The organism is Devosia sp. Soil_C_22, from assembly GCF_057657195.1.
The window spans coordinates 1-16012 of the sequence record NZ_JBDGIY010000003.1 but is presented as its reverse complement, the minus strand read 5'-3'; the positions used below and the strand labels follow the sequence as shown (position 1 = coordinate 16012).

14 protein-coding genes are annotated in these 16012 nt (G+C 66.1%); 13 read left to right on the top strand and 1 reads right to left on the bottom strand.

Features of this window, described 5'->3' with window-relative positions; genetic code table 11:
* The first annotated feature begins 203 nt into the window (after window positions 1-203).
* The 3 genes from AC3A6I_RS20315 to AC3A6I_RS20305 all read left to right on the top strand — a co-directional run bounded on the left by AC3A6I_RS20315 (window position 204) and on the right by AC3A6I_RS20305 (window position 8225).
* Window positions 204-2726, top strand: a complete 2523-nt coding sequence (locus tag AC3A6I_RS20315) for a methyl-accepting chemotaxis protein (RefSeq protein ID WP_487545701.1) — start codon at window positions 204-206, stop codon at window positions 2724-2726.
* A gap of 35 nt (window positions 2727-2761) precedes the next feature.
* Window positions 2762-5662 (top strand): methyl-accepting chemotaxis protein, encoded by a 2901-nt coding sequence (locus AC3A6I_RS20310; RefSeq protein ID WP_487545700.1) that lies wholly within the window; start codon window positions 2762-2764, stop codon window positions 5660-5662.
* Window positions 5663-5795: 133 nt separating this feature from the next.
* Window positions 5796-8225 carry a methyl-accepting chemotaxis protein gene (locus AC3A6I_RS20305; protein ID WP_487545699.1) on the top strand — a complete coding sequence of 810 codons (2430 nt, stop codon included), beginning with the start codon at window positions 5796-5798 and terminating at the stop codon, window positions 8223-8225.
* Window positions 8226-8632: 407 nt separating this feature from the next.
* Here the strand turns inward: AC3A6I_RS20305 and AC3A6I_RS20300 are convergent, their stop codons facing one another.
* A complete protein-coding gene (locus AC3A6I_RS20300) occupies window positions 8633-8770 on the bottom strand; it encodes a hypothetical protein (protein WP_487545698.1) in 138 nt (45 codons plus the stop codon).
* On the opposite strand from AC3A6I_RS20300, the gene AC3A6I_RS20295 reads away from it, so the two are divergent.
* From AC3A6I_RS20295 to AC3A6I_RS20250, 10 genes are all read left to right on the top strand, one after another.
* Complete coding sequence (locus tag AC3A6I_RS20295; protein WP_487545697.1) at window positions 8769-9188, top strand: hypothetical protein; 420 nt, start codon at window positions 8769-8771, stop codon at window positions 9186-9188. The genes AC3A6I_RS20300 and AC3A6I_RS20295 overlap by 2 nt on opposite strands.
* Before the next feature lie 85 nt (window positions 9189-9273).
* Window positions 9274-9573 (top strand): antibiotic biosynthesis monooxygenase family protein, encoded by a 300-nt coding sequence (locus AC3A6I_RS20290; protein ID WP_487545696.1) that lies wholly within the window; start codon window positions 9274-9276, stop codon window positions 9571-9573.
* A 1-nt stretch (window position 9574) separates the two neighbouring features.
* On the top strand, window positions 9575-9922 hold the full coding sequence (locus AC3A6I_RS20285; RefSeq protein WP_487545695.1) for a DUF1801 domain-containing protein: 348 nt from the start codon (window positions 9575-9577) through the stop codon (window positions 9920-9922).
* Between the two features lie 38 nt (window positions 9923-9960).
* A complete protein-coding gene (locus AC3A6I_RS20280) occupies window positions 9961-10323 on the top strand; it encodes a methylglyoxal synthase (RefSeq protein WP_487545694.1) in 363 nt (120 codons plus the stop codon).
* A 141-nt stretch (window positions 10324-10464) separates the two neighbouring features.
* The gene (locus tag AC3A6I_RS20275) at window positions 10465-11247 is read left to right on the top strand and encodes an ABC transporter ATP-binding protein (protein ID WP_487545693.1); all 783 of its coding nucleotides are present in this window, start codon (window positions 10465-10467) and stop codon (window positions 11245-11247) included.
* Window positions 11247-11951: an ABC transporter ATP-binding protein gene (locus AC3A6I_RS20270; protein ID WP_487545692.1), complete on the top strand. Its 705-nt coding sequence runs from the start codon at window positions 11247-11249 to the stop codon at window positions 11949-11951. The genes AC3A6I_RS20275 and AC3A6I_RS20270 overlap by 1 nt, the downstream gene beginning before the upstream one ends.
* A gap of 5 nt (window positions 11952-11956) precedes the next feature.
* Complete coding sequence (locus AC3A6I_RS20265; protein ID WP_487545691.1) at window positions 11957-12958, top strand: branched-chain amino acid ABC transporter permease; 1002 nt, start codon at window positions 11957-11959, stop codon at window positions 12956-12958.
* Window positions 12955-14247, top strand: a complete 1293-nt coding sequence (locus AC3A6I_RS20260) for a branched-chain amino acid ABC transporter permease (RefSeq protein WP_487545690.1) — start codon at window positions 12955-12957, stop codon at window positions 14245-14247. The genes AC3A6I_RS20265 and AC3A6I_RS20260 overlap by 4 nt, the downstream gene beginning before the upstream one ends.
* Window positions 14248-14326: 79 nt before the next feature.
* Window positions 14327-14866 carry an MbcA/ParS/Xre antitoxin family protein gene (locus AC3A6I_RS20255; RefSeq protein ID WP_487545689.1) on the top strand — a complete coding sequence of 180 codons (540 nt, stop codon included), beginning with the start codon at window positions 14327-14329 and terminating at the stop codon, window positions 14864-14866.
* Window positions 14863-15519, top strand: a complete 657-nt coding sequence (locus AC3A6I_RS20250; RefSeq protein ID WP_487545816.1) for an RES family NAD+ phosphorylase — start codon at window positions 14863-14865, stop codon at window positions 15517-15519. The genes AC3A6I_RS20255 and AC3A6I_RS20250 overlap by 4 nt, the downstream gene beginning before the upstream one ends.
* Window positions 15520-16012 lie beyond the last annotated feature (493 nt).

Genomic DNA, 16012 nt, shown 5'->3' with positions numbered 1-16012 from the left:
ATCGATGTCATGCCCGGAATCACTCGCAGTAGTGCGGGTCGATGCGTAATTCTAAATTAAGGGCCCCGGCCTAGATTGCCGCCAGTCATTTGCGGACCTGCGAGGGGGCACGGTCGGCGCGTGATTGTGGTGCGGACCATCCCTGCGCCCGTCAAGCCCTTTTCATTGCCCTGTCTCGCGCATGCTCCAGGAGGAGATTGGGAATGGGCATTTTTCCGAAGTTCAGGATTGCGCAGAAGCTGCCGCTGGCCATGGTTGGAGTGGCCCTCCTCGTCAGCGCCGGCGTCGGCATAGGCAGCTACCTGATCGGATCGTCGATCGTCTCGGACCTCAGCGCCCGGCAGATGCAGACCGTGGCGACCAACCGCGCCGACGAGTTCAGCACCTATCTCAAGACCATCGAGTCCGACCTCATCAACACCGCCGCAAATGAGAGCGCACTCGGCGCCGTGCGCGATTTCTCGGTCGCCTGGAAGGGCTTTGCCCGGGCTACGCCGCCCACTGACGCCAAGGAGACACTACGGCAGGGCTTCATCACCGAGAACCCGAACCCGCCCGGCCAGCGCCAGCTATTGGACAAGAAGCAGACGGGGCGCACCAACTACGACTTCACGCATGACAAGGTGCAGGCGACCTTCCGCCACCAGCTCGAGACGCAGGGTTATCTCGACTTCTACATGTTCGATACCGAGGGCAACCTCGTCTACTCGGTGATGAAGAACGACGATTTCGCGCTCAATTTCGCCGAGGGCGGCGACATGGCCGACAACGGCCTCGGCCGCGCCTTCCGCAAGGCCCTGTCGCTCACCGAGCGCGGCCAGATCGCCTACGAGGACAGCTCGATCTACCCGCTCACCGGCCTGCCGGCGAGCTTCATTGCCACCCCGATGATCGACGCGCGTGGCAAACTGATGGGCGTGATGGCCTTCCAGATGCCGGTCGCACCGATCAACCAGATGCTGCAGGACAACGCCAATCTCGGCCAGACCGGCGAGAGCTTCTTCGTCGGCGCCGACAAGCTGCTGCGCTCGGACTCGGTCTATTCGGAAGCCGACGACACGCTCACCACCAGCTACGACAACCTGATGGTTGAGGCTGCGCTGGCGGGCACTGCCAGCACCGGCATCACCAGCGACTATCGTGGCATGCGGATGATTTCGACCGCCACCCCGGTCGAGTTCAACGGCACCACCTGGGCCATGGTTACCACCATCGGCGAAGACGAGGCACTGGCGCCCGTCGCGCAGTTGCGCAACATGATGCTCGGCGTCGGCGCTGTGCTCCTCGGCATCGCGGCAGTCGTCGGGTTCCTGTTCTCGCGCTCGATCACCAAGCCGATCAGCCGGCTCACCGGCACGATGAACGCGCTGGCCGAGGGCAAGCTCGACACCGAGATCCAGGGCGCCGGCCGCGGCGACGAGATCGGCGACATGGCCAAGGCCGTGCAGGTGTTCAAGGAGAACGCCCTCAAGGTCAATGAGATGACCGAAGGCGAGCGCGTCGCGTCGGTGCAGCGGCGCGCCGAGCGTACGCAGATGATGCAGGAGCTGCAGAAGTCCTTCGGCGCGGTGGTCGATGCCGCCATTGCCGGTGATTTCTCGAAGCGCGTCGCCGCCGAGTTCCCGGACGACGAGCTCAACGCACTCGCCGGCAGCGTCAACGAACTGGTGGAAACCGTGGATCGCGGCCTCAGCGAAACCGGCACGGTGCTCGCGGGCCTCGCCCAGGCCGACCTCACGCACCGCGTCGAGGGCCGCTATGACGGTGCTTTCGCCCGGCTGAAGTCCGACACCAACGCGGTGGCCGAAAAGCTCACCGAGATCGTGGCCGGCCTCAAGGACACCTCGCGCGGCCTCAAGACCGCGACCGGCGAGATTCTGTCGGGCGCCAACGATCTCAGCGAACGCACCACCAAGCAGGCCGCCACCATCGAGGAAACCTCGGCGGCCATGGAGCAGCTTTCGGGCACCGTGCTCGCCAATGCCGAGCGGGCCAAGGATGCCTCGACCGTCGCCGGCAGCGTGACCCGCACCGCCGAGGAAGGCGGGCAGGTCATGCACCAGGCGACCGAAGCCATGGAGCGCATCACCAACTCGTCCAACAAGATTTCCTCGATCATCGGCATGATCGACGACATCGCCTTCCAGACCAACCTCCTCGCCCTCAACGCCTCGGTCGAAGCGGCGCGCGCCGGCGATGCCGGCAAGGGCTTTGCCGTGGTCGCGGTGGAAGTCCGCCGGCTCGCCCAGTCGGCGGCCAGCGCGTCGAGCGAAGTGAAGGCGCTGATCGAGCAGTCGAGCGTCGAGGTAAAGGGCGGCTCGCGGCTCGTCGCCGAAGCCGCCGCCAAGCTCGAGGCCATGCTGGTCGCCGCCCGCTCGTCGAACGAGTTGATGAACTCGATTTCGCGCGCCAGCCAGGAGCAGGCCTCGGCGATCGAGGAAGTGAACGCCGCTGTCCGCCAGATGGACGAGATGACTCAGCACAACGCCGCGCTGGTTGAGGAAACCAACGCCGCGATCGAGCAGACCGAGGCGCAGGCCTCCGAGCTCGACCGCATTGTCGATGTGTTCGTCACCGGCGAGGATGTCCCCGCCGCACCGCAGCAGGCAACGGCGAACGCACCGGCCAAGGGCATCAAGGCGCTGCAGGACAGGGTCAAGGCGGCCGCCAAGTCCTACCTCAGCCACGGCAACGCGGCCATCGACAAGGAGTGGTCGGAGTTCTGATCTCCGGCCGCTGACCGGCGAGTCCAGGAGGACGTATGCGCCAGTTGCACCGCCTCATCGCTGCCATCGCCATTGCGGTGCTGCCCCTTGTCGTGGGTGGCGCCGTGATGCTGGCAGCGACCGGCGAGATCGACGCGGCCCGCCGTGAGGCGCAGGGCGTCCGCTACGCCGGCCTGGTGCTACCCGAACTGGTCGGGCTGGCCCGCGACGGCGCGCTGCCGCCGGCCGATCCGGCCCTCGCCGCGGTGGCTGCTGACAGCGATGCCGCCTTCGGCACCACCGCCATCGCTCGCGCCTACGACCAGCTCAAGGCTCAGCTCTCGTCTGGAGCCCATCCGGCCGCCGCACGCCAGGCCGCCTCCATGCTGGTCGCGCGCATCCACGAGGCGTCCGGCATCGCCGCCGAAGTCTCCCGCGAGGCCGCCGATTTCACCCGTGTTCCCGCTGCCGCCAATGCCGCGCCGCTCTCGCCGGCGCTGATGCAAGCGGCCCGCCACGCCACCGCCGTGCTGCCGGCCGAGAAAGCCCGGCTCGAACAGGTACTGGCCCAGTTCCGCGCGGCTACGGCCGCAGCTGGCGCCACGCCTGCCGGCCGCGCCTATGTCGAGGCCGCTGCGACGTTCGCCGATCGTGTCGCGGCCGGCATCGCCGCCATCCCAGATGGCCGCGCCGGCTACGACTGGGCCGGGCTCAATGCCGCCCACGACGCGTTCCAGGATGCGGCGCTGACGCTCGGGCAAGCCTCGGGCAGCACCATGACGGCGACGCTGAACACCCGCATCGCCGACGCCGAGTTTCGCCTGGCTGCTGCCGCCGGGCTCGCATTGCTATTGGCGCTCGTATCGGGCGCCGTGACGTTCCTGCTGGCTGGCCGCAACGGTCAACTGGCGATTAAGGAAGCTCCCCTATCGTTCCGATCGGGGAAGAGCGGAGCAGCCGGGCCCGGGAGCCACGGCGCATTGGGGGCTAGAATGGCCAAGACCTCTTCGCGTGCCAAAGGCGGGCTGAAGCTCACCACGGCGATTTCGGCAATGGTGTTCACCGCGGTTACGGTGGCCATCGCGGCAGTCCTCTTCTCGGTGTGGTTCCTGCTCGCGGCCAACAGCCGCGCCACCGCCGATCAGCGCCTCGCCACAGACCTCCGCATCGCCGCGGCGATCCTCGAGGTGAACCTCCCCAACTCCGATATCTTCTGGAGCGAGGGCGGCGAGCTCGAAAAGATCGAAGCCAAGGCCATGCCGAAGTTCCGCACCCACGACCTGATCGACACGATCGGGCGGGTGACGGGCGACACGGCGACGCTATTCGTCTTCGATCCGGAGACGCAGGATTTCGTGCGCAAGACCACGACCATCCTCGACGAAAAAGGCGAGCGCATCCTCGAGACGCCGCTGGCCAAGGAAGACCCCGTTTATCCCGTCGTCTCCGCCGGCAGCACCTATAGCGGCGAAGCCACCATTCTCGGCGTGCCCCACTACACCATCTACGCGCCGATCCAGAACCTCACCAACGAGGTCATCGGCATCGTCTATGTCGGCATTCCCAAGGCCGAGATCGATGCGGCGGCAGTCGACGGGCTGAAGATGCTCGGCCTCGTCGGCGGCATCGCCGTGCTGGTCATTGGCGCGCTCTCGGTATTCGCCGCCTCTCGCCTCACCCGCCCCATTCCGCGTCTCTCCAAGGCCATGGGCCTCGTCGCCGCCGGCGATCTCGACAGCCCGATCCCCTACACCTCGCACGGCAACGAAATCGGAGATATGGCCCGCAATGTCGAAGTCTTCCGCGCCAATGCGCTGAAGGTGCAGGAACTCACCGAGGACGAGCGCATCGCCCTCGAGCAGCGCCGCGCCGAACGCGCCGAGATGATGATGACGCTGCAGCAAAGTTTTGGCGACGTTGTCGAGGCGGCGACGGAGGGCGATTTCTCGCGCCGCGTCGACGCACATTTCGCCGACGATGAGCTCAACCGCCTCGCCCACAGCGTCAACCGCCTGGTCGGCACGGTCGAAGCCATCTTCGCCGATGCCGGCACCGCGCTCTCGGCCATTGCCGACGCCGATCTCACGCAGCGGATGAGCGGCGAGTATGGCGGGGCGCTCGGCAAGCTGCGCGACGACACCAACAATGTCACCGAGCGGCTCGCGCACATGGTGACGACGCTCAAACAGACCTCCGGCGCACTCAAGACCGCCACCAGCGAAATCCTCTCGGGCGCCAACGACCTCAGCGAACGCACCACGCGCCAGGCCGCGACCATCGAGGAGACCACCGCAGCCATGCTGCAGCTCGCCGACACCGTGCGCGCCAATGCCGAAAAGGCCGAGGATGCCCGTCACGTCGCCGAGGAAGTGTCGCGCACCGCCGAGGAGGGCGGGGCCGTGATGCAGCGGGCCAATGTCGCCATGGAGCGCATCACGCAGTCGTCGACCAAGATCTCCAATATCATCGGCATGATCGACGACATCGCCTTCCAGACCAACCTGCTCGCGCTGAACGCCTCGGTGGAAGCCGCGCGAGCCGGCGAGGCCGGCAAGGGTTTTGCCGTGGTCGCCGTCGAGGTCCGCCGGCTGGCGCAATCGGCCGCCGAGGCCTCGCGCGAGATCAAGGGGCTGATCGAACAGTCGGATGGCGAGGTGAAGGGAGGCACTAGGCTCGTCGCCGAGGCGGTGCTCAAGCTCGACAGTATGCTGGAGGCTGCCCGCCGTTCCAACACGCTGATGGCCGCCATCGCCGCGGAAAGCCGGGAGCAGGCTGGGGCCATCGACGAGGTCAACGGCGCGGTGCGCCAGCTCGACCAGATGACCCAGCATAACGCGGCATTGGTCGAGGAAATGAACGCTGCCATCGAGCAGACCGAAGCGCAGGCAGGCGAGGTCGATGCCATCGCGGACGTGTTCACGCTCGATCGGACGGGCGCGGCCCGGCAGGCGGCGTGAGCCACAAAGCCAACGTGAAATCAGCGTCATACGGGATGCCGCGTGACGCTGCATTAACCAGTTCGTGGTCTGGTGCCGGTCGACGCAGAAGCTCACCCGGCCGTCGAAACTCCAGAAGGACCACGACCTCCCTATGCCCGCCAAATCGCCGCTCCGTCTGCCCAAGCTCAAGCTGCAGGGCAAGATTGTGCTCGCCGCGGCAGCCGTCTTCACGGCAGCCATTTCCGCCACCCTGTTCTACGTCGTCAGCTCGACCAGCGAGCACGCGCTCCAGAACGCCAACCGCACGCTGACCAGCCTCGCGCAGACCGAGGCGGCCAATGTGGAGCTGGTGCTCAAGGAGCATTCGGCGGTCGCCGACTCGTTGTCGCAGACGCTGACCTCGATGATCTCGGCGCCGGGCGTCGGGGCCGATGCCTACAAGGACCTGTTCGAGCGGCAGATCACCATCGTGCCGAACGCGGTCGGCATCTGGACCCTGCTCACCAAGGATGCGCCGACCGCCGCCGATGCCAGCCTGATGAGCTCGCAGTTCGGCCTGCCGGACGGCTATTTCGGTCCCAGCATCACCCGCGACATCGAAACCGGCGCGACCAGCTGGGGCGGCCTCGACCTGTCGCTGCAGAACGGCTTCAAGGACTGGTTCCTCGATCCGCTGGCCAAGGGTTCGCCCTCGCTGGTCGGCCCCTATCTCTATGACGGCAAGCTCTTCACCTCGAGCACGGCCATCGTGCGGGATGCGAACGGCAAGGATGTCGGCCTCATCGGCGTCGACTATAATGGCGGCGTCTTCGCCGATCTCATCGGCCAACACCGTCCGCTCGGCGCCGGCTGGGTCGGCATCATCAATGCCACCGGCAACTGGGTGGTGCCGCCCGATCCGGCGCTGATCGGCCAACCGGCCAGCGATGCCGCCGCACAGGCGGCCATGGCCGGAGCTGCCGCGGGCAGCTATCACGCTACCGTTCCGGTCGAGGGCCAGCCGTGGCGCATGACCGCTATCGAGCTGCCGCTGCCGCAGTTCGGCATCTCGTGGACCGTCATGGTCGCCGTGCCCGAGGCGACGCTGCTCGCCGATGCGGTCGAGCAGCGCAATGCGCTGATTGCCGGCGGCCTCGTCGTCTTCGTTCTCGGCCTGGTCGCCTTCTTCTTCCTCGGCCGCTCGATCGCCCGCCCGGTCAGTCGCATGACCGGCGTCATGCGCAAGATCGCCGAGGGTGATTTCGCCGTCGAAGTGCCGTTCGACACCCGCCGCGACGAAATCGGCGACATGGCCAAGGCGGTCGAAGTATTCCGTCAGAACGGCCAGCGCGTTGCCGAAATGACCGAGGCGGAAGCCGCCCGCATCATTTCCGATCAGCAGGCTCGCACCGCCATGATGGCCGAACTGCAGGCCGCCTTCGGCCAGGTGGTCGATGCCGCCGTCGCGGGTGACTTTTCCCGCCGGGTTGACACGGAGTTCCCGGACGCCGAGCTCAACGCCATCGCCTCGTCGATCAACAACCTCGTCGCCACCGTCGATCGCGGCCTCGCCGAGACTGGCGAAGTGCTCGCCGCGCTCGCTGATACCGATCTCACCAAGCGCATGCAGGGCGACTACGAGGGCGCCTTCGCCCGCCTCAAGGACGACACCAACGCCATGGCCGAGAAGCTGAGCGGTGTCGTCGCCCAGCTCAAGGACACCTCGCGTGGCCTCAAGACCGCAACGAGCGAGATTCTGTCCGGCGCCAACGACCTCAGCGAACGCACCACCAAGCAGGCCGCGACCATCGAGGAAACCTCGGCGGCGATGGAGCAGCTGGCGAGCACCGTGCTGCAGAATGCCGAGCGGGCCCGCGAGGCGAGCCAGGTGGCATCGACCGTCACTCGTACCGCCGAAGAGGGCGGCCAGGTGATGGGCGAGGCGAACGACGCCATGGAGCGGATCACCGCCTCGTCGGCCAAGATCTCAAACATCATCGGGCTGATCGACGACATCGCCTTCCAGACGAACCTGCTCGCGCTCAACGCCTCGGTCGAAGCGGCGCGCGCCGGTGAAGCGGGCAAGGGCTTTGCCGTGGTCGCCGTGGAAGTGCGCCGTCTCGCGCAGTCGGCCGCCGAGGCTTCGTCCGAGGTCAAGGCGCTGATCGAGCAGTCGGGCAGCGAGGTGAAGACCGGTTCGAAGCTCGTCGCCGACGCTGCGGCCCGCCTCGTCGCCATGCTGGAAGCGGCCCGGTCCTCGAACGCGCTGATGGACGGCATCGCCAAGGACAGCCGCGAGCAGGCTTCCGCCATCGAAGAGGTCAACACCGCCGTGCGCCAACTCGACGAGATGACCCAGCACAACGCGGCGCTGGTGGAAGAGACCAATGCCGCCATCGAGCAGACCGAGGCGCAGGCCAACGATCTCGACCGCATCGTCGACATCTTCACCGTGTCGGGTGCTGTCCCGGCGGCGAAGCCGGCACCGGTCGCCCCAGCGAAGCCGACGGTCAGGAACCTGCAGGAGCGCGTGCGCACCGCGGCCAAGTCCTACCTCACGCAGGGCAACGCCGCGATCGACCAGGAGTGGTCGGAGTTCTGATCTCCGGCCGCGAGCATCAAAGATGCCCCCACCCCTGTCCCCTCCCCGCAAGGGGGAGGGAGACGCTCACCCAGATGTCGGTGGCTTGCGATGACTTGCGAGCGCAGGTCACCTCCCCCCTTGCGGGGGAGGGACAGGGTGGGGGTATTCTCAGCCCCGATGCCGGTTACTCGCCGGCGTAAGTCTCGACCTCTGTTGGTTTTCGCGACTCAGCTTTTCACGCGGCGCATGGCTCAGCGAGGCCACCGCGCGGCAAAGCCCGACAATCCGGGGGCTGCCGAAAATCCACGCTGCACCAGCGCCTTAGCTCAACCCCGACTATGTCGGTTAGGTGACATTCGGCTTGGAGTTTCCTTAAGCAGTACCGCCTAGTTCTGCCGCCATTATCCGTGACTCCGGGGGTTGTCTTAGTCATGTTTCGGTTGTCGGTCGCGCAGCGCGTTTACGCAGCCTTCGGCACGTTGATCGTCCTGATGATCTGCCTGCTCGGCATGGCGCTGGTCGGACTCCAGTCGGTGGGCGGCGGCCTTGTCGGGCCTCGCCATGCGGCAGCTGCTGTCGACGCGCCTGCTCGTCACGGAACTCCTTGCCGAAACCACCGCCGCCAACCTCACCGCAGTGCAAGAGGCAGCCCAGGGCGCTGTCACGGCGCTGACCGATCTGCGCGCCACCTTTTTCCGTGCCGACGACCTCAGCAGAGTCGATAGTGTTTCGGCCGCGATGGAGACCTATCGCGCCAGCATCGAAGCTGTGCATGCCCAGCTCGACACCCGCGCCGGCCTCGCCACCGACCTCGCGGCAGCCGATACGCAATTGGCCGAAGCGTTCGGTGCCGGCGTTGCCGCCATCGTCACCGGCCAGAAGCAGGCCGGCAGGATCGCCGAAGGGCAGGCGAGCTGGACGCAAACCGCCATGCTGGTGCTGGGCGGCAGTGCCATCGACGCCGAGTGGTCGGAATTCTGAGCGCTCTCGAAAAACCCTGACACGCGGTGTCAGGAGAAGCGTGCGAAACCCTCTCCCCGCGTCACCGGAGAGGGTCTTTCTCATCATGTCCGCCACCGTCGAACTCGTTACCTTCCGTCTTGCGCGCGGGACCGGACAGCAATTCGTCGACGCCAATGCCGCGGTCAGCGACTGGCTGAAGCGCCAACCCGGTTTCGTGTCGCGCCACCTCGCCGAGCGCGACGATGGCAGCTATCTCGATATCGTCTTCTGGGAGAGCCACGAAGCAGCACTGGCGGCGAGCGGCAAAATCATGGAAGAGATGGCCCAGAACGAGGCCATGACCATGATCGATCCCATGGGCCTCGAGATGAACCATGCAACCATCCGACTCTCGGTCGACTGAAATGGTCGCCGATCTGCTCCATATCGTCCGTCCGTTCCCCGAACCGATCGGGGAATTCGCGAGCCGTCTCGCCTTGACCCTGCTCAACCTGCGCCCCGACCTCGAGGCCAAGGCCCGGCTCGGCTGGGGCTCGGTCAACTACCGGCATCCCAAGGCGGGCTTCATCTGCGCCATCTTCCCGATGGAAGATCACGTCTCGCTCGTCTTCGAGCAGGGCCGACTCCTCAGCTCGCCGCTGCTCGAAGGTGATGGCAAGCAGGTCCGCTTCATCCGCTTCGCGCCGGGCGACAGCATCCCCGAAGACGACATCGCCATCCTGATCGCCGAGGCCATTGCGCTCAAGGCGTGAGCCGTGCAGAACGTCACTTGCTCAGGGCAGGAGGCACCATGGCGCGGATCGGGCTCGTCGCTCACGACGACAAGAAGGACGAACTGGTCGCCTGGGCCAAGGTGAACCGCGACAAGCTCGCCCTGCACGAGCTGTACGGCACGGGCACCACCGGCGGCCGGGTCACCGAGGGCGCCGGCCTGCCGGTCACGCGCATGCTGTCGGGCCCGCTCGGCGGCGACGCGCAGCTCGGCGCCATGATCGCCGAAGGCCGGCTCGATGCGCTGATCTTCTTCCAGGATCCGCTCACCGCCATGCCGCACGATGTCGACATCAAGTCGCTCACCCGGCTCGCCACGCTCTACAACATCCTGTTCGCGCCCAACCACAAGACGGCCGATGCGGTGCTCGCCGTGCTTTGACCATCTGGTCAAAGCCGAACGGTTTCTATAGGAAGCGCCCACAACCAAGGTCTGCTGCTCGGTTGACCGGGTATTCTGCATATGCGCAGATGCCCAGCAAAGCAGGCTATAGACCGGCTAACACATCAGGACGGGGGCGGGGTGTCCTTCGACGCAGTCATCGACGTCAAGAACGTCAGCAAGCGCTTTGGCGGCTTGCGCGCGGTCAACAACTGTTCGCTCCGGGTCGAGCGCGGCTCGATCACCGGGCTGATCGGCCCGAACGGCGCGGGTAAATCGACGCTGTTCAACCTCGTCGCCGGCAATATCACGCCCGACAGCGGCCAGATCATCTTCGACGGCCAGGATGTCACGGGCCTCAAGCCGCACCAGCTGTTCCACCGCGGTATGCTGCGCACCTTCCAGATCGCGCATGAATTCTCCAACATGACGGCGCTCGAGAACCTGATGATGGTTCCCTCCGGCCAGCCCGGCGAGAGCCTCATCCGTACCTGGCTGATGCCGGGCGTGGTCAAGTCCGCCGACCGCCACGTGCGGCAGAAGGCGCTCGACGTCATCGACTTTTTGAAGCTCGGGCACGTCAAGAACGAACTCGCCGGGAACCTCTCGGGCGGCCAGAAGAAGCTGCTCGAGCTCGGCCGCACCATGATGGTCGACGCCAAGGTGGTGCTGCTCGACGAGGTCGCCGCCGGCGTCAACCGCACGCTGCTGCAGGATCTCGCCGCCAATATCGAGCGCATGAACCAGGAACTCGGCTACACCTTCTTCGTCATCGAGCACGACATGGACCTGATCGGGCGCCTCTGCGACCCGGTCATCGTCATGGCGCAGGGCGAGAAGATCGCCGAGGGTCCGATGAGCGAAATCCGGGCCAATCCCGAAATCATCGAGGCCTATTTCGGCGCTCCGGTGGAGGCCGCCTGATGCCTCTATTGGATATCCAGAATGTCGTCGGCGGTTACGGCGGCGCGCCGATCCTCAATGGCGTCAACATCGCCATCGAGCAGAGTGACATCGGCGTCATCGTCGGGCCCAACGGCGCCGGCAAGTCGACGACGCTCAAGGCGATATTCGGCCTGTTGAAAGTCACCGATGGCGCCATCGTCTTCAACGGCGAAGAGATCCAGAACTCGCTGCCCGACCGGCTGGTGCCCAAGGGGCTGAGCTTCGTGCCGCAGGAAAAGAACGTCTTCACCTCGATGAGCGTCGAGGAAAATCTCGAGATGGGCGCCTTCACGCGCACCGGCGATTTCCGCCCCACCATGGAGTGGGTCTACGAGATGTTCCCCGTCCTGCGCGAAAAGCGCCGGCAGCCGGCCGGCGAGCTCTCCGGCGGCCAGCGCCAGATGGTGGCCATGGGCCGCGCGCTGATGAGCAAGCCGAAGCTCCTCCTGCTCGACGAACCCTCGGCCGGCCTCAGCCCACGCTACGTGCTCGAAATCTTCGAGCAGATCGTCAAGGTCAACCAGGCCGGCGTCGCCATCCTGATGGTCGAGCAGAACGCGCGACAAGCGCTCGCCTTCGCCTCGCGCGGGTTCGTGCTCGCCACCGGCAAGAACCGCTTCACCGGCACGGGCCCCGAGCTCATCGCCGACCCCGAAGTCGCCAAGAGTTTCCTCGGGGGCTGAGGGCAATGAACGAGCTCATCTTCTTTTTCAACAACGTCATGGTCGCCGGTGTCGTGCTCGGCTCGATCTATGCCGTGGGCGCCATCGGCATCACGCTGATCTTCGGCATCCTGCGCTTCGCCCATTTCGCCCACGGCGACATGATGACCATGGGCGGCTTTATCGCGTTCCTCCTGATGCTGGCCTGCCAGGCCTTTGGCATCTCGGTGCCGTGGCTGCCGACCGGCTTCATCGTCCTGCCGATCGCGATGGTGCTGACGGCGATCATCGCGCTCGGCCTCGACAAGGGCTTTTACGCCCCGCTGCGCAAGCGTGGCGCCCGGCCGGTGACGCTGCTCATCGCCTCGATCGGCGTCACGCTGATCATTCAGGGCCTGATCCGCCTGTTCTTCGGCTCGGGCACCTATTCCTTCTTTGAAACCGAGGCCAAGCAGTTGATCCGTCTCGAGGTGCCGCTCGAGGGGGTCACCCGCACCATCAACTTCACCCAGCCGCAGCTCCTGATGGTGATCTCGACCGTCGTTGCGGTAATCGCGCTGCAGCTCTTCCTCACCCGCTCGCGGCTGGGCAAGGCGATGCGCGCCATGTCGGATAATGCCGATCTGGCGCAGGTCTCGGGCATCAACACCAAGCTGGTGGTGCGCGTCACCTGGATCATCGCCGGCGGCCTCGCCGCCATGGCCGGCGTGATGCTGGCGCTCGACGTCAACCTCAAGCCCGATCTCGCCTTCAACATCGTGCTGCCGATCTTTGCCGCGGCGATCGTGGGCGGCCTCGGCAAGCCGTTCGGCGCCATTGCCGGCGGTTTCCTGATCGGCTTTGCCGAGACGGCGGCGATCTTCAACTGGTCCGTGCTGCTCCGGCCCTTCGCCGGCGCACTGCCCTTCGAGGTGCCGGCGACGCTTGCGATCGTGCCGACCGAGTACAAGCTCACCGTGGCCTTCGTCATCCTCGTGGTCGTGCTGCTGTGGCGCCCGACCGGTATCTTCAAGGGGGCCTCGTCATGAACATGGTGCAGCGTTCGCTGGCATTGTTCGTCGGCCTTTTCGCCCTGTTCGTGGTGATCGGCCTGATTCTCGGCGCCGCCAACATCACGCTGCTGCTGGCGCAGAGCTTTGCCTATGCGCTGGTGGCGCTCGGTCTCAACATCCAGTGGGGCTATGGCGGTCTGTTCAACTTCGGCATCATGGGCATGCTGATGCTGGGCGGCGCGGCCGTCACCTTCATCTCCTATCCGGTCAATCCCGAGTTCTGGGGGTCCGAGGGGCCGATGATGCTCGGCCGCGCGCTGATCGCCTTCCTCGCCGGCGGCCTCCTGGTCTGGGGCGTGTCGAAGTCCGATCGCCTCGGTATCCGCGGCGGCTGGAAAACACTGCTCACCGTGATCGCCTGGATCGCCGCCTACGCGATCTATCGCAGCCAGATCGATCCGGCCGCGGCCTATATCGAGGGTCTGTCGAGCAGCTGGGTCGGCGGTCTCGGCCTTCATCCGGTGCTGGGCTGGCTGTTCGGCGGCGTGCTCGCCGCCGGCGTCGCCTATGTCGTGGGCAAGATCTGCCTTGGTCTCAGGACCGACTATCTTGCCATCGCCACCATCGGCATCTCCGAGATCATCCGCGCCCTGCTCAAGAACATGGACTGGCTGACGCGTGGTACGCTTACCGTGTCCCCCATCTCCTGGCCCACTCCGCTGCCGCAGGATCTGCAGGCCCAGGGCGTCAACATCGCCGATTCATTCGTCTATGCCCGGCTCGGCTTCCTTGCGCTGGTCGTCATCATCCTCGCCATCGCCTTCTTCCTCATCCAGCGCGCCTATGGCGGGCCGTGGGGCCGGATGATGCGCGCCATCCGCGACAACCACGTCGCGGCCGCCTCGATGGGCAAGAACGTCACCCGGCGCCAGCTCGAGATCTTCGTGCTCGGCTCGGTGCTGATGGGCATTGGGGGCGCCATCCTGGTCAGCTTCCAGCAAATCTACGATCCGGGCGCGTACCAGCCGATCAACCACACCTTCCTGATCTGGGTGATGGTCATCGTCGGTGGCGCCGGCAACAACTGGGGCGCCGTATTCGGGGCGCTGCTCATCTATATCGCCTGGATGATCTCCGACCCGCTGGCGCAGTGGCTGTTCAACGGCATTTCCAGCTGGTCGACCGATATGGGCTGGGGCGCCATCCCCGAAATCCAGTCGCGCGCCAGCCAGATGCGGGTACTGGTGCTCGGCGTGGTGATCACCATCGCACTGCGCTATGCCCCGCGCGGCCTGATCCCGGAAGTCGTGAAGCGGGAGGCCTAACCACCACTGTCCAAATCTGGATTCACTCTTGCATTTCCCCCAGATCAGGCTTATGTCCTGATCTGGACAGGAGGTGCCCATGCAGTTCGGTTTCAGTGAACGCCCGCAGCCCGCCTTCGAGCCGGCGGCCAACAACGCCGAAATCATCGATCTCGGACGCTTCACCGCCCCCAACCGGCGTCGCCTGAGCGGCCCGGCGCTGCGCACCTTCCTCACCATCGCCGATCGCTGGGGCCTCAACGAGGAGCAGCGGCGGCTGGTGCTCGGCTTCCCATCGCGCTCGACCTATCACAACTGGGCCAAGCTCGCCCGCGAGGGGCAGCCCTTCACCCTCGATGTCGATGCGCTGCTGCGCATCTCGGCAGTGTTCGGCATCCATCAGGCGCTCGGCGTCCTCTTCGCCGAGGAGGCCGAAGGCGTGCGCTGGCTCAAGGGCCCGCACATGGCCCCGATGTTTGGCGGCCAGCCGCCGCTGGCGCTGGTCACGTCGGGCACGCAGGATGGGTTGATGGCGGTGCGGCGCTTTCTCGATGCGGCGCGCGGCGGCCTCTACATGCCGCCCAACGCCCTCGATGCGGCGTTCACGCCCTACGCGGATGCGGATATCGTCATCACCTGATGCACTCGCCCGCCCCGCAGCCGACCTACCGGCTGATCCCGTCGCGCTTTCCGCCGATCGGCCTGTTCGACACGGTCGCCCTCGCCGCCGATCTCGAGGCGGTAATGGAACTCGCCGGCTGGACCAATGACCGGCTGGTCAAGGAACGCGTCGCCCGCCTACCGCAAAGCGAATGGGCCTATGGCCGGCCCAACTCGAGCATCGTCATGGCCGCCTTCCTCCATGCCGCACCGAGCGGGGGCCGCTTCAACGGTCCTGACCTGGGCGCCTGGTACGCCGCGGCCGCCATCCCCACAGCCGTGGCCGAGGTTGGCCACCATCTGCGCCGCGAAGCCCTGGCGCGCGGTGCCGAGAGCATGCAGCGCACGTTCCGCAGCTATTCCGCCCGCCTGGATGGCGCTTTCGTCGATATCCGCGGCACCTCGCCGGAGCTCCACGCCGCCACCGACTACAGCGCCGGCCAGGCCTTCGGCGAAGCCCATCGGGCCGCCGGGGAAGACGGCATCCTCTACGACAGCGTCCGCCACCATGGCGGCACCAATGCCTGCGCCTATCGCCCGAGCAAGGTGCTCGACGTGGTGCAGGCCGAGCATTTCGAGATCACCGTGTCGGTGAGCGACAAGCGCATCGAGGCGAAGCGGCTGGCGATGTAGGGGCGGGGACGGCCAAGCCGACGGCCTCTCCATGATCCTCCCCCGCGGGGCGGGGAGGGGGGGGCCGCGTAGCGGGTGGAGGGGGCGACAACAGGCACGACCCTTCTCCGGGCATGAGGCGGTTGTAGTTTGTCCCTAGGCCTTCCTACCCACCTGGTCACCCCACCGGTGCGTGGGCCCCACCCCACCCAGTTGCGCTAGGCCGCAAGCGGCCAAGCTCCACTACCCTCCCCATCAAGGGGAGGGACACCCGTGCAAGAACCGAAGCTCAAGCCCACAGTCGGGTCATCCGAACTCTCAGTCGGCTCTCCCTCCCCCTTGTGGGGAGGGGGGACCGGCGAAGCCGGTGGGTGGGGGTGGCCACACGCGCCATGCAAAATCTTATCCCCCTCTCTCCACCACCCCTTACAATCCCTCCGTCCGCTGCACCGAAGCGAGATCATGACGAGTGGTTGGTGTGGTGGAGATTGGGTGGGTCGGCAGTCGTGCCGGT

Bases quoted from the DNA above. Each gene is read 5' to 3' on its own strand.
- AC3A6I_RS20315 (WP_487545701.1), top strand. From the start codon at position 204: ATGGGCATTTTTCCGAAGTTCAGGATTGCGCAGAAGCTGCCGCTGGCC.
- AC3A6I_RS20310 (WP_487545700.1), top strand. From the start codon at position 2,762: ATGCGCCAGTTGCACCGCCTCATCGCTGCCATCGCCATTGCGGTGCTG.
- AC3A6I_RS20305 (WP_487545699.1), top strand. From the start codon at position 5,796: ATGCCCGCCAAATCGCCGCTCCGTCTGCCCAAGCTCAAGCTGCAGGGC.
- AC3A6I_RS20295 (WP_487545697.1), top strand. From the start codon at position 8,769: ATGCGGCAGCTGCTGTCGACGCGCCTGCTCGTCACGGAACTCCTTGCC.
- AC3A6I_RS20300 (WP_487545698.1), bottom strand. From the start codon at position 8,770: ATGGCGAGGCCCGACAAGGCCGCCGCCCACCGACTGGAGTCCGACCAG.
- AC3A6I_RS20290 (WP_487545696.1), top strand. From the start codon at position 9,274: ATGTCCGCCACCGTCGAACTCGTTACCTTCCGTCTTGCGCGCGGGACC.
- AC3A6I_RS20285 (WP_487545695.1), top strand. From the start codon at position 9,575: ATGGTCGCCGATCTGCTCCATATCGTCCGTCCGTTCCCCGAACCGATC.
- AC3A6I_RS20280 (WP_487545694.1), top strand. From the start codon at position 9,961: ATGGCGCGGATCGGGCTCGTCGCTCACGACGACAAGAAGGACGAACTG.
- AC3A6I_RS20270 (WP_487545692.1), top strand. From the start codon at position 11,247: ATGCCTCTATTGGATATCCAGAATGTCGTCGGCGGTTACGGCGGCGCG.
- AC3A6I_RS20265 (WP_487545691.1), top strand. From the start codon at position 11,957: ATGAACGAGCTCATCTTCTTTTTCAACAACGTCATGGTCGCCGGTGTC.
- AC3A6I_RS20260 (WP_487545690.1), top strand. From the start codon at position 12,955: ATGAACATGGTGCAGCGTTCGCTGGCATTGTTCGTCGGCCTTTTCGCC.
- AC3A6I_RS20255 (WP_487545689.1), top strand. From the start codon at position 14,327: ATGCAGTTCGGTTTCAGTGAACGCCCGCAGCCCGCCTTCGAGCCGGCG.